We start from the raw sequence: 12,855 nt of genomic DNA on the forward strand, positions 1-12,855 counted from the left end.
ACACGTTTTTTTGCTGGCCCTCCCAGGGCTAGCCTATATTCTTGTTTTTACCCTTTACCCTATCTTAAACAATTTTTATCTTAGCCTTCATGAGCAAGATATTTATGGTCATCTTCACTGGGTGGGTCTTGGAAATTACAAATGGTTTACAGTAGACCCGTATTTTAACAATATATTGCATAATACTCTCCTATATTCCCTGGCAACGCCTACTATAGATATTATTTTGGCGGTACCCATTGCGATAGCCTTGAAGAGGATTGGTGGGAAATGGCTCATACCGCTTATGGTTTCCGCGTTTATACCGTGGGTTACGGCCGCCATGGCCTGGTACCTGTTCCTCAATCCCAACTATGGTTTGGGCTACTATCTCTTCGCATATGGTATAATACACACGAATCCAATGATGTCAAAATGGACCATAGTGCTTATAGATGTTTGGGAAACACTGCCTACGAGCGTCTTATTAATTTATGCTGGGCTGAGGGCCATACCGAAGAGTATAGAGGAAGCGGCCCATGCCGATGGGCTTACTGGAGCTAAGAAGTTGCTGAGCGTGGATCTCCCCCTTGTAATTCCAAATATTCTAACGGCATTCATACTGGCAACACTGGCTGGCTTTTTCACTTTTGATCCGATATATATTGGGACTTCTCAGGCTGGGCCTAGGATACTGGATGACTTGGCGTTCTATGCTTACGTTAACTTTTTCAATCTGGAGCCAGGATATGCTGCAGCCTTAATAGTACTAATGACAATAATCTCCACCATCCTATCAGTGGCGTATCTGAAATTGATGTATTCTAAGAAAGCTATGAGGCTCCCCGTGCCCCGATTTATACCCAATAAGGAGGTTCCCAAGGTACTCCACTATCTCGTCCTTGGGATAGTATTAGTATTCATACTCGTTCCCTTCGCTTGGCTGATACTCGTCTCCCTGAAGACACCTCTGGAGGTAATACAGACACCTCCTACGATATTACCCCATCATATAAGCCTCGGGAACTATAAGTGTGCGCTGTGGGTTTCATGTAACCATCCAGGTGTTCCTATGGGAGGATTACCATTCCTTATAACCAGCCTTGGAGTTTCAACGATCAATGTGCTGATAACAGTGTTGCTAGCTGGCATGTTGGCCTATGCAATGTCAGTCCATAGGTTCGGTGGGAACAAGCTCGTTACGTACATACTCTACCTTACGGCCACACCAACGCTAATCTACATAATACCATTCTACATAATCCTGAAGCACCTTAACATTATCAACACCTGGTGGGGGTTAATCCTTGTATATCCCGTGATGACGATACCGTACAATACGTGGATCCTCTACAACTACTACAAGACGTTCCCGAAGCAGATGGAGGAGGCTGCACTAGCCGATGGAATGTCGAGGATAAAAGCGTTCTTCAAGGTAGTTCTTCCACTCAATAAGTCGGGGCTTAGTGTCGCGGCAATATATGCGTTCATATTCTCTTGGGGGGCCTTAGTATTCCCGCTGGCATTTACCTATACTCCACTGGACCTGAGGCACTTCTGGAGGTTGAGCGGTGCCGAAACATATTCGATCTATATTGCGATGCTGATGAGTCCCGCAACTGCGAGCTATGGTGCTGTGGCCGCAGCCGGGATACTTAGCTCTCTACCTCCGTTAGTCCTGCTGGTATTGGCACGTAACAACCTGGAGAAACTGTGGGGGCTGAGGTGAGGAGATCATGCTCGTACTTGAGAATATTAGGAAGAGGTTCAAGGATTTTGAACTCTACATCGAGAAGCTGGAGTTCTATGATAACGAGTACGCAGTGATAGTTGCGCCATCGGGATCTGGTAAGACTACCACCCTGCGCATAATCGCTGGCCTCGAAACCCCAGACGAAGGGAGAGTGATCCTTGACGGGGAGGATATTACTAATCTTCCACCCTGGAAGAGAAACATTGGTATAGTATTCCAGAACTATGCATTATACCCTCACTTAACAGCCTTAGAGAACATTGCCATGCCACTGAAGATAAAGGGGCTTGACAGTGAGGAGATACATGAGAAGGTGATAGAGATAGCGAAAATACTGGAGATAGAGAAGATTCTGGATAAGTATCCAAGCCAGTTATCTGGAGGACAGCAGCAGAGGGTTGCATTGGCTAGAGCATTAGTGAAGGAGCCAAAGGTACTCCTGCTGGATGAACCTCTTAGCAACATAGATGCTAGGCTCAAACTGGATCTTAGGGGTTTTCTGAAGAGTGTTCAGAGAAGGCTACACATGACGGCAATACATGTCACGCACGATCAGGAGGAGGCCATGGCCATTGGTGACAGGATAGTGATAATAAACGAGGGGAGGATTGAGCAGGTTGGGACACCTGTAGAAGTGTACAATAGACCTAAAACCCTCTTTGTATACAATTTCGTTGGGCTAAGCAACCTTCTCCCAGGAAGCATGTTCGGTTTCAGCGACAATGTGATCGTAGGGTTTAGGCCCGAGAACGTAATGATATCCCTCACGGAGGACACAGGGTTGAAGGCTGAGGTCCTCACAATACAATATCTTGGCTCTCATAATCTGATAGAACTTAGAGTGGGGGAACATACGATTAAAGCCAGGACGAGCTTTGAGCTTCCCGTCAAAGAGAAGGAAACTGTTTACATTAAAATACCGCGTGAGAAAATGCTGCTCTTCGATAAAAAAGGAGGTGAGCTGATAAAATGATAATTCACTTCTTTGGTACTGGAGCCGGTGGGAGTCCTGGATCCAAGAGGTTCAGATCGTCCACCCTATTCGAGTTCGATGATGATCGCATCTTGCTAGTGGACTGTGGGGTGGGATGTCACTATAGACTGTCAGATAAGGGACTGCTAACAGAGGTCGATACAGTCTTTATAACCCACTCACATATAGACCACTTTCTAGGATTACCCGAGTTTCTCTTTCAGGCACACTTAGAGGGGAGAAAGAAGGAACTAACAGTATATGCCCCAAGGATCGTTGGGAGGATGATAGAGGTTGTAGCACCCTACCTTTACACAAGCCTGGGATTTAAGTGGGAGCTGAAAAACATAGAGCCGAGAACAATAAACGAGCTGGGTGACAATAAGTTATTTTTCTGCAGAGCATGCCATCCCACGGCGGAAGAAGCATATGCACTCCTCATACAGACCTCAGGAGGGTTGCGGATAGCTTATAGTGGCGACACTTCCGAGCCATGCCAGGACTTCTTAGAGTGCATTGGTGGAAGAGCGGATGTTTTGATTCATGAGGCAACATGTAATGAGAATAATAAAGACGTCTGCTATAAGTACGGACATACGACCACCATGGAAGCTGTGGAGCTCGGTGAGAAGCTGGGAGCCAAGCTAACGATACTGAACCATATAGACGAATACTTCAATAGCACCATAATACAGGACGTTGCACGGCTAAGGCTAAAGTACAGGACAAAGATACTCGTTCCGAATGACCTGGATTCTATCTATATCTAAGGGAGCGACGAGATAATGTGCAAGAAGGTTTTTATATTTTTACTGTCATACTCTTAATTCTCAACATCAAGTTGCGACGTAACAGTTATGGGAAGTTTTTTGTCTCCCTTAAAGTTTTAGCGGCGGGCTCTGTAAAGGGCAACAGAACATTTTATCAACTTCCATTGGTAGTTGTTTCACTGTGATCCACCCATATCCTAATAGGATGGGGGGAGATATATGTACACCTATGTTGTAGAATAGAGAACAATTATCTATATAGATTCATTACCTAAATATATTTTATTGCGGCAATCTTTATATTTTCTGACCTTCTTTTAAACACCGGTGAACTCCATGAAGAGAGTTATCTCGGTGTTTATCGTCCTGCTGCTGGGACTCTCCCTGGCGGCAAGCGGCTGCATCTCAGGAGAAAAGGGCGCTAATGCAACCTCGTCCAGCACGGCACAGACTTCAAGCCAGAGCTCTTCTCAGGCAAAGGTAATAACAATCCGCACCACAGGCGCAACCTTTCCCCAGTATCAGATACAGAAGTGGATTGAACTCTACCAAAACTCACATCCTAACGTTAAAATTGAATATCAGGGGGGAGGAAGCGGATACGGTCAGGAGACGTTTCTAAAGGGACTTACCGACATCGGCAGGAGCGATCCCGCCGTTAGTGCTGATGTGTGGAAAAAATTCCTGTCAACAGGTGACCAGCCACTCCAGTTCCCGGAGATAGTTGGTGCCGTTGTCGTGGCATACAACTTACCGGGAATCGGGGGAGGACTGAGACTAAGCCAGGCTGTTCTTGCCAAAATATTCCTCGGTGAAATTCAGTACTGGGACGACCCCGCTATCAAAAACCTTAACCCCAGTCTAAACCTTCCACACAGGAAAATAATAGTCATCCACAGAAGTGATGCAAGCGGAACCACCAAGATATTCACCACATACCTCAGCATCATAAGCAACGAATGGGCCAAGAAGGTTGGAGCGGGCCTGGTAGTAAACTGGCCAGTTGACGGGCTCGGAAGGGGATTAGCCGGGAAGGGGAACCCCGGGGTTGTGGCCATACTTAAAAACACTCCGTATAGTATAGCGTATACGGAACTCTCCTATGCTATAGAAGATAATCTGAGCATTGCAGCCATACAAAACAGAGCAGGGAATTTTGTTCTGCCAACGAACACAACTATAAAATCTGCCGTTTTAGCGGTTAAATCCTATATCCCCGCACCCACTGAAGGGTATAAAGAGAACCTTACACAGCTCTTGAATGCGCCGGGAAATAACTCATACCCAATAGTGGCATTCAGTCACATCCTCGTCTGGCAGAACAAGGGGGGAAAGCACTACAGCAAGGAGAAGGCGCAGGCTATCAAAGACTTCCTTACCTGGATTCTGACAGAGGGGCAGAAGTCAAAAAACCTCGCTCCTGGCTACGTTGGCCTGCCCCCCGCGGTCGCTCAGATAGGCCTCAAGGCTGTGAATATGATAGAGACAGGCTGAAGCCTTCTTTTTTCCTTCTTCTGGGTGAGAACGATGAAGCTCGGTGTCAACTCCTCCATCATCAGAGAAATCAGCGGGAAAGGATTTTCCTTGGATGATCTCCATGTGGACTTCGTTGAGCTCGGCTTTGACGACGCCGGTCTCCTCACTGAAAAAGGAGAGATAAACGAGGAGGTCATCAAAAACCTGAGCAGCCTTGGTGTGGAGTTCACCCTTCACGCACCGACTTCCGATGGAAAGAACCCCCTGGTAGATCTTGGAGTTTATGGGATGGAACCGGTGAAGAGGATGGAGAAGGTAATCAGGATAGCGAACCATCTTGGCGTGGAGGTCATCGTTGTCCACGGCGGAGACATAAGAAAGAGCTACACAAAGGCCTATGTGAACACTCTAAAGCATCTGAGAGAGCTGAAACCCATAGCGGAGAACAGTGGAGTAAAGCTCGTCATCGAGAACCTCTTTGAGGGGAAAATCGGAGCACTTCCACATGAGCTCCTCTCCTTCGCTAACGAAGGCTTTGAGCTGTGCTTCGACATCGGACACGCTTTCCTGACTTCCATGAATTCAGGGCTTAGAATGGACGAGTTCAGTGTTCTCTTCCCCTACACAAGCCACCTCCACATCCACGACAACAATGGCTACGAAGATGAACACAGGCCGCTCGGAGAGGGTATGATCGGTTTTTCCTACGCCGGCAGAGTGGTGGAGCTTACCAAAGCTGAAAGGGCCGTTCTGGAGATAAGGAGGTACAGGAAAAAGAGTTCAATCCTTTCAAACGTGAGCTTTCTCAAGGGGAAGCCAGACGAAAATTTTTTCCGAATGAACAAGGCAGAAGGGGGTAGTGAGGCGTGAGGAAGGTAGAATCGTTCAATGTTGCAACGTATCCTGCCGTCATCATCGTCTTCCTGCTGTTCGCGGGGATGCTTTTCGTTTACTTCACCAACGCCCTTCCGGCCCTTCACAGGTACGGCCTCGACATCTACACAAAGAACGTCTGGAAAGCGGCGGAAGAACCGAGCAAAGAGGTTTACGGCATAGCGGCAGCCATATGGGGAAGCGTCTACACCGCCCTCATAGCAATTCTCATAGCCCTACCTCTATCGTTGGCCTACTCGGTATTCGTCGTTGACTACGCGCCGAAGAGGCTTAAGAACGCCTTCATAATCCTCTCTGACATAATGGCGGGCCTTCCGACGATAATCTACGGCATATGGGGAGCGTTCTTCCTCGTCCCGTTCCTGAGGGAGTGGGTTATGAAACCACTTTACGAGCACCTCTCGTTCATTCCACTCTTTTCATATCCGCCGGTCGGGGGCTACGGCTACCTCTCGGCAGGGGTCCTCCTGGCGATAATGGTCACTCCCTTTGCATCCGCTATAATAAGAGAGGCCTACAACATGGTGCCCTTCACGTATAAAGAAGCAATCTACTCCCTTGGGGCAACGAGGTACGAGGCGACAAAAGTCCTCCTCAGCTACATAAAACCGGCGATAGTTTCAGGGACGATCCTCGCCTTTGGGAGGGCCGTAGGTGAGACGGTAGCCGTTTCCCTTGTGATAGGGAACACATTCAACCTCACCACAGCTCTCTTTGCTCCGGGCTACACCGTCTCTTCATTAATAGCCAACCAGTTCGGTAACGCATTCATCTATGAGTACATGACCTCAACGCTCTTCGCGGCTGGATTAATCCTCTTCGTAATTGGCCTGGCCGTGAACGTGGTCGGCCTCAAGATGCTCAAGAGGTGGGAGAGAGATGTTAGCATCTAACAGGAAAGCGAAGGAAAAGGCCTTTTTCATTGGGATAGGCACACTCACCATCCTGATATTCATCCCCCTGTTCCACATCATAGCCACAGTCCTTATCAAGGGCTTTCCAGTGATAGCTGAAAGGGGAACGAGGTTCCTCACGGGAACGCTCAGCGAGGGAGGAATAGGCCCGGCCATAGCGGGAACCTTCATCCTCACTTTCCTCTCGGCCCTCCTCGGCCTCCCGGTGGCCTTCCTCGTCGGGATCTATGCCTACGAGTACCCGAAGAGCACCCTCGGCCAGTGGACCAAGACCCTCCTCCAGATAATGATGGAGTTCCCGACGATACTGGTCGGAGTCTTTGTGATGCAGATCGTGGCGGTCCCTATGGGGACTTACTCCGCTCTGGCGGGGGCCTTAGCACTGGCGATAATCCTCATTCCCTACGTGGCCGTTTACACCCACGAGGCCCTCAGAGAGATACCATCAACATACAGGGAGGCCGGCTTTTCCCTCGGTATTACGAGGGCGAGGGTCGTCTTCAGAATCCTCGCACCGATGGCGAAGCGCGGCATTTTGACCGGCGTCCTCATAGGTATGGCCAAAGTGGCTGGAGAGACCGCACCGCTCCTCTTCACCGCTGGAGGGCTGTACGAGAGCTATCCATTGTCGATAACCAAGCCTGTCGGTGCCGTTCCACTCCTCATCTACCAGCTCATCCAGAGTCCGAATCCCGCTGACCATGCAACCGCCTGGGGGGCCTCGCTGGTTCTCCTTATCATCTTCCTCGGGATATTCATCCCGATACGCCTTAGCCTGAAGGAGGTGAGACTGTGAACTTCGCGATAGAGACGGTTAACCTTAACGTTTACTACGGCCAGAACCACGTGATAAAGGGCGTCGACCTCAAAATCCCGGACAAAGGGGTCTTTGCACTTATGGGGCCGAGCGGCTGTGGAAAGAGCACAATGCTGAGAACGTTCAACAGGCTGATAGAGTTGAACGAAGATGCAAAGGTCGAGGGTGAAGTCAGGCTCTTTGGAGAGAACATCTATTCGGAGGACGTTGACCCGATAGAGGTCAGGAAGAGGGTGGGGGTGGTATTCCAGTACCCAAACCCGTTTCCTCACCTGACCATATACGACAACGTGGCGATAGGCCCCAAGCTAAACGGACTGGTTAAGTCCAAGGAAGAGCTCGACGAGCGGGTTGAGTGGGCTTTGAAGAAAGCCGCCCTCTGGGACGAGGTGAATGACAGGCTGAACGACTATCCCAGGAACCTCTCTGGAGGGCAGAGGCAGAGACTCGTTATAGCGAGGGTACTCGCCATGAAGCCTGAAGTCCTTCTGATGGACGAACCGACGGCCAACATAGACCCTGTTGGAACTGCCAAGATAGAGGAGCTCCTCCTTGAGCTCAGAGAAGACTACACGATAGTACTCGTCACCCACTTGCCTGCCCAGGCTGCCAGGGTGGCTGACCACGTTGCCTTCCTCTACCTCGGTGAGCTGATTGAGGTTGGGCCGGCGAGAAAGGTCTTCGAGAACCCGGAGCATGAATTAACCGAGAAATATGTTACGGGAGCACTGGGGTGATACCATGAGGAAACTCCTTGACATGGGTGAAGAACAGCTCAGGAAGCTGATAAACGAGATGGGAAACGATGCTCTCAACTCTCTGGAGAACTCTAAGAAAAGTCTTGAAGGAGAGTTCAACTCGACGGAGGAGATATCTAGCAAGCTTCACCTTCTCAGGAACGAGGTCCTCGATATAGCGACCGAGCTCCTCGTAAGATACTCGCCGGTTGCCAGCGATCTGCGCTTCATTCAGAGTTCGATAGATGTGTCCTACGACCTCTACAGGATTTCGCGCTACGCCATGGAGATAGAGAGGACGGCAAGGATAGTCGGAGCCGAGGAGAGCGAGCTCCTCAAGGAAGGCTTTGAGCTGACGGTCGAGGCGGTTAAAACTGCAACAGAGGCCTTTGAGAACCTCGATGAAGTCTCTGCCGGAAAGCTCCTTGAGATAGACAACAGGATAGACGACCTCTACATCCAGTCACTGGAGAACCTGAAAAGCTCGGCCTCTTCTCCGGTCGAGGCCCTCATAATGCGCCACCTGGAGAGGATAAGCGACCACGCGAAGGAAATCGGGGCGAGGGTCGTTTACGTGAAGGAAGGGAAGAGGGTATAGTTCGTCTGTGGTTCTTTTGGTCGTCTTATTATTTTTAAGTTTAGGAACACTAAGAGAGCAAACAACAAAAAAGAATGATCAGCACAGTATCGAGCCCTCACTCAGAACGTCGAACTCTACCTTCCCTATCCCTTCTATCCACGCCTCTATGTGGTCGCCGTGCCTCAGCGGGCCGACGCCGGCAGGTGTTCCTGTCGCTATTATGTCGCCCGGTTCGAGCGTCATCACCGAGCTTATGTACTCTATCAGCTCCGGAACTTTAAAGACCATCCCACTCGTCCTTCCAAGCTGTCTCAGCTCGCCGTTCACCTTAAGGCCGATTTCTAGGTCGTCTATCTTCAACTCGCGCCTGTCGACGATTCTCGGCCCGACGGGAGCGAAGGTGTCGAAGCCCTTGGAGATAGTCCAGGGAAGGCCCTTCTTCCTCGCCTCTGCTTGGAGGTCGCGGGCGGTTATGTCGAGCATTATGGTGTAGCCCATGACGTAGTCCATCGCCTTCTCAGCCGGAACGCGCTTTGCCCTCTCCCCGATTATCACCGCCAGCTCGACCTCGTGGTCAACGCGCTTGCTCATCCTCGGCAGGATTATCGGCTCGCCAGGGCCTATTAAGGCGCTCGGAGGTTTGAGAAAGAAGATGGGCTTCTCTGGGATGTCGCTCTCCATCTCCTTTGCATGTTCTGCGTAGTTTTTAGCTAAGGCCACTATCTTGCTCGGCCTGAGTTCGTAGTAGGTATCGCGGAATGGGAGGCGGACCATGGTATCACCCTTTCAGCGGCTCTGGAATCGCCTTATCCCACTGCTCCTGGGCGAGCTCACCGGTGTACTTGAACTTCTCGATCTTCTTTTCTGCCTTTTTCCTCTTCTTCTGGTGCTCATTGAGGAACTTCTGAACGCGCTCAATCAGCTCACGCTTGCACTGGCCGCAGGTCAGCTCCCCAGCTTTGCACGCGCGGTAGCGCTCCATCAGCTTCTCGTCGTCCGGTTCGAAGAATATCTCAAACCATTTAAAGACGATGCACTTCTCAGGGTTTCCTCCCCTCTCGCGCTGCTCCTTGAGCGTCGGCCTTCCTCCCGTAAGGGCGAACTTCCATATCTTCTTTCCAGCCTTCTGCGGGTCGTCTGTGAGGTAAACGGCAGTTTCCGGCTTGCTGGCGCTCATCTTGCCCCCCATGCTGGTCAAACCGGGCACGAACTTGGAATGTATGGCGGCAGTCTTGTAGTAGCCAAGGCTCTCGGCGAAGTCCCTCTGAAGCCTCCAGTAGGGATCCTGGTCTATTGCCGCGGGGATAAGACAGCGCTTTTTCTCGAAGAAGGTCGGCGCCGCCTGTATGGCCGGGTAGAAAATCATCCCAATCTTGCTCTGCTCGTTGAAACCGAAAACGGCCCTCGCCATCGAGAAGTTTATCTTCTTGGCTATGGGAATGGCCATCTCGTAAATCTTGGTGAACTCACTGTTCTGGAAGATGAAGGTTCTATCGGGATCGAAGCCGACCGCTATGATGTCGAGGATGTTCTCGTAGGCCCACCTCTTGGTGTCATCAAAGCTCAGCTTCTCCTTGAAGAGGAACTTCTCGTCGTCGGTTATCTGAATGTAGAGGTTCACTCCAAACTTCTCCTGGAGCCACTTGGTCGCGAAGAACGGGATTATGTGGCCGATGTGCATCGGGCCGCTCGGGCCCCTGCCCGTATAGAGGAAAAAGCCCTTCCCGTTCTCATAATCTCCCAGAACCTTGTCGTAGTCCCTGTGGGAGAAGAAGAACCTCCTCCTGAAGAACAGGGGCAGTTCACTCCTCGTGAGCTCTGCCGTCTTCTCTATAAGTTCGTCCGTCAGCGGACTCGTTCCAAACTGCTCTATCAGCTTGTTGTAGTCCACGACACCCTCAACGTCCCATGGGGTAACCTTAAAGTCGTCCATTCAAACACCTCCGTTTCCAGTGGAAACCAAACTCCAGACTAAGGCGGTGCAGAAGAGTAACTCATCACCAAAGCCAAAAACGACCACCGAGCATGGAAGAAGAAAGGGCGGAGAGATTTTAAAGTTTTTGGGTGCAAAAGGTGTTTTTAGGAAAAGGGAGCACACCCAATTGGTGGGAGTATGGAGGTAGTTGAGGCCATCTATGAAAACGGCGTCCTCAAGCTCAAGAAAAAGCTCAACTTACCAGACGGTACCGAGGTCAGCGTTAAGCTTATTCCCAAGAAAATATCCGAGAAGACCTTTGGAATCGTGAAGATTGAGAAGGAGGAAGTTGACAAGCTTATCGAGGACTTGTGATTCTCCGAAAAAGCTTTTTTATCGGTTGTCTATATCGGCCAGTATGAACACCGAAACAGAAGGCACACTCCTCGCTTTCCTCGTCCTCCTAGCTTTGGGCCTTGAGCCTGTGGTAATAAAGGCCAGTTCAGTCAACCCCTTTGCCTTCGTCGCAACGGCATCGCTCTTCGCCTCCTGCCTCCTCTGGAAGGTTCTGTTTGCAACGGAGAGGGCAGAAGAGATTAAGGAAAAGCCCGGGGAGCTAAAAAAGACCTTTCTCACTGGTCTCTTTGCAACGGCTATAGCCTATTCCCTCTTCACCTACGGGACAAGGCTCAGCACTGCCATAAACTCCGCTATACTGACCCGCTTTGAAGTCTTCTACTCCTTCCTGATCGGGTGGCTCTTCCTGAGGGAGAGGGTAACGTCCCGGGGGGTACTCTCGGCGGTTGCCCTCGTGGTCGGCGTCTTCCTCGTCGTTACGGGCGGAAAGGGAGTTGAAGTAAGGACTGGTGACATTTTACTCCTTCTCACGCCCCTCTTCTGGCAGATTGGGCATGCAATAGCCAAAAGGACCGATTATTCTCCTCTAACGATAGCTACCCTCAGAAACACCTTTGGGGGGCTTCTGCTCCTTCCCCTTGTCTTTGAGACCAGATTTGCCTTCACACCGCTCGCCCTTGCCGAGGGCGTTATAATAGCCCTGACCCAGTCCCTCTGGTATTACTCGATAGCGAGGATAAACCTCTCGAAGGCCACCGCGATTCTCACTCCAGCTCCGGCGGTTACGATGGCCGTAGCCATAGTCTTTCTCGGGGAAAAGGTTGGAGTCTACCATCTCATCGGCTTCCTTTTGGTTGCCGTCGGAACGCTTATGATAGCTTTTGAGGAGAGCAAAAGGAGGTGATACTATGAAGGTTGTCGTCCTTGGCTCGGGCTCCTACAGTGGAACGCCAAAGCCGCTCTGCACCTGCGAGAACTGTTCAAGGGCGAGGATAAACCCAGCGTTGAGGAGAACGCGCTTTTCCCTCTACATCGAGAGCGGAATACTTGTTGATCCGAGCCCGGATTTACACTACCACCTTGAGCGGTTGAACAAAAAGGTTGAGAGGGTCTTCATAACCCACGCCCACTTCGACCACATAGCAGGCTTTCCGGAACTGCAGGTCTTCAAGAGTGTAGACGTTTACTCCCACAGGCAGGCAGTTGACATGGCAAAGCACCTCTCGGCAATATTCCTCGGCGGAGCGGCCCCGGAAAACAGGGACTGGCGCTACCATGAGCTCGAATTCGGGAGGTGGTACGAGATTGAGGGAATGAGGGTCTATCACTTCAGAACTGTTCACCGCTCAATTGAGAACTCCGGCGGCTTCATCTTCGAAATCAAGGGGAAGAGGATAGCCGTAACCGGCGATACCGGGCCGGAGATACTGCAGGATAAAGAAACACTTAAGCTCATTGAGGGTGCCGACCTTCTCATAGCGGAGATGACACACAGGGAGTCAATCCCAGGAACGCACCTCGGAGTTGATGATGCGGTAAAGCTGGCCGAGCTTACTGACGCTTCTTACACGGTTTTCGCTCACATAAGCCACAGCAACTACACGCACGAGGTTCTTGAGAAGAGGGTGAGGGAGAGCGGAATAAAAGGGGAGGTGGCGAGGGACTTCACGTGGATTGAGGTGTAGAAAGA

At 50.6% G+C, this 12,855-nt stretch carries 14 protein-coding genes; 12 read left to right on the forward strand and 2 right to left on the reverse strand.

Annotated features, from left to right (window positions below; all coding sequences use genetic code 11):
- Window positions 1–10 precede the first annotated feature (10 nt).
- From E3E29_RS09005 to E3E29_RS09045, 9 genes are all read left to right on the forward strand, one after another.
- Complete coding sequence (locus E3E29_RS09005) at window positions 11–1,708, forward strand: ABC transporter permease subunit (protein ID WP_206205856.1); 1,698 nt, start codon at window positions 11–13, stop codon at window positions 1,706–1,708.
- 7 nt (window positions 1,709–1,715) lie between these two features.
- Entirely contained in the window at window positions 1,716–2,705 is a 990-nt protein-coding gene (locus E3E29_RS09010; protein ID WP_167910657.1) for an ABC transporter ATP-binding protein, read from the forward strand.
- The gene (locus tag E3E29_RS09015) at window positions 2,702–3,475 is read left to right on the forward strand and encodes an MBL fold metallo-hydrolase (RefSeq protein ID WP_167910658.1); all 774 of its coding nucleotides are present in this window, start codon (window positions 2,702–2,704) and stop codon (window positions 3,473–3,475) included. The genes E3E29_RS09010 and E3E29_RS09015 overlap by 4 nt, the downstream gene beginning before the upstream one ends.
- A 336-nt stretch (window positions 3,476–3,811) precedes the next feature.
- Window positions 3,812–4,969 (forward strand): phosphate ABC transporter substrate-binding protein PstS, encoded by a 1,158-nt coding sequence (gene pstS / locus E3E29_RS09020; protein ID WP_167910776.1) that lies wholly within the window; start codon window positions 3,812–3,814, stop codon window positions 4,967–4,969.
- A gap of 33 nt (window positions 4,970–5,002) precedes the next feature.
- Window positions 5,003–5,821 (forward strand): sugar phosphate isomerase/epimerase family protein, encoded by an 819-nt coding sequence (locus E3E29_RS09025; RefSeq protein WP_167910659.1) that lies wholly within the window; start codon window positions 5,003–5,005, stop codon window positions 5,819–5,821.
- Complete coding sequence (gene pstC, locus E3E29_RS09030) at window positions 5,818–6,738, forward strand: phosphate ABC transporter permease subunit PstC (RefSeq protein ID WP_167910660.1); 921 nt, start codon at window positions 5,818–5,820, stop codon at window positions 6,736–6,738. The genes E3E29_RS09025 and pstC overlap by 4 nt, the downstream gene beginning before the upstream one ends.
- Window positions 6,725–7,555 (forward strand): phosphate ABC transporter permease PstA, encoded by an 831-nt coding sequence (gene pstA / locus E3E29_RS09035; protein ID WP_167910661.1) that lies wholly within the window; start codon window positions 6,725–6,727, stop codon window positions 7,553–7,555. The genes pstC and pstA overlap by 14 nt, the downstream gene beginning before the upstream one ends.
- A complete protein-coding gene (locus tag E3E29_RS09040) occupies window positions 7,552–8,313 on the forward strand; it encodes a phosphate ABC transporter ATP-binding protein (protein ID WP_167910662.1) in 762 nt (253 codons plus the stop codon). Before pstA ends, E3E29_RS09040 begins: the two co-directional genes overlap by 4 nt.
- Window positions 8,314–8,317: 4 nt before the next feature.
- Entirely contained in the window at window positions 8,318–8,911 is a 594-nt protein-coding gene (locus tag E3E29_RS09045; protein WP_167910663.1) for a phosphate uptake regulator PhoU, read from the forward strand.
- Between the two features lie 78 nt (window positions 8,912–8,989).
- Here E3E29_RS09045 and E3E29_RS09050 read toward each other — a convergent pair whose 3' ends face one another.
- Window positions 8,990–9,667 carry a fumarylacetoacetate hydrolase family protein gene (locus E3E29_RS09050; RefSeq protein WP_167910664.1) on the reverse strand — a complete coding sequence of 226 codons (678 nt, stop codon included), beginning with the start codon at window positions 9,665–9,667 and terminating at the stop codon, window positions 8,990–8,992.
- A gap of 4 nt (window positions 9,668–9,671) precedes the next feature.
- Entirely contained in the window at window positions 9,672–10,826 is a 1,155-nt protein-coding gene (locus tag E3E29_RS09055) for a tryptophan--tRNA ligase (protein ID WP_167910665.1), read from the reverse strand.
- A gap of 180 nt (window positions 10,827–11,006) precedes the next feature.
- Here E3E29_RS09055 and E3E29_RS09060 point away from each other — a divergent pair, with 180 nt between their 5' ends.
- Genes E3E29_RS09060 through E3E29_RS09070 form a run of 3 tightly spaced genes read left to right on the forward strand, consistent with a single transcriptional unit; the run spans window position 11,007 to window position 12,850 of the window.
- Complete coding sequence (locus E3E29_RS09060) at window positions 11,007–11,183, forward strand: antitoxin AF2212-like protein (RefSeq protein ID WP_167910666.1); 177 nt, start codon at window positions 11,007–11,009, stop codon at window positions 11,181–11,183.
- A 43-nt stretch (window positions 11,184–11,226) separates the two neighbouring features.
- Window positions 11,227–12,069 carry a DMT family transporter gene (locus tag E3E29_RS09065; protein ID WP_167910667.1) on the forward strand — a complete coding sequence of 281 codons (843 nt, stop codon included), beginning with the start codon at window positions 11,227–11,229 and terminating at the stop codon, window positions 12,067–12,069.
- A 4-nt stretch (window positions 12,070–12,073) separates the two neighbouring features.
- Window positions 12,074–12,850, forward strand: coding sequence for an MBL fold metallo-hydrolase (locus E3E29_RS09070; RefSeq protein ID WP_167910668.1), 777 nt, complete (start codon window positions 12,074–12,076; stop codon window positions 12,848–12,850).
- The last annotated feature ends 5 nt before the right edge of the window (window positions 12,851–12,855 follow it).

The organism is Thermococcus sp. Bubb.Bath, assembly GCF_012027595.1.
Lineage (GTDB): Archaea > Methanobacteriota_B > Thermococci > Thermococcales > Thermococcaceae > Thermococcus.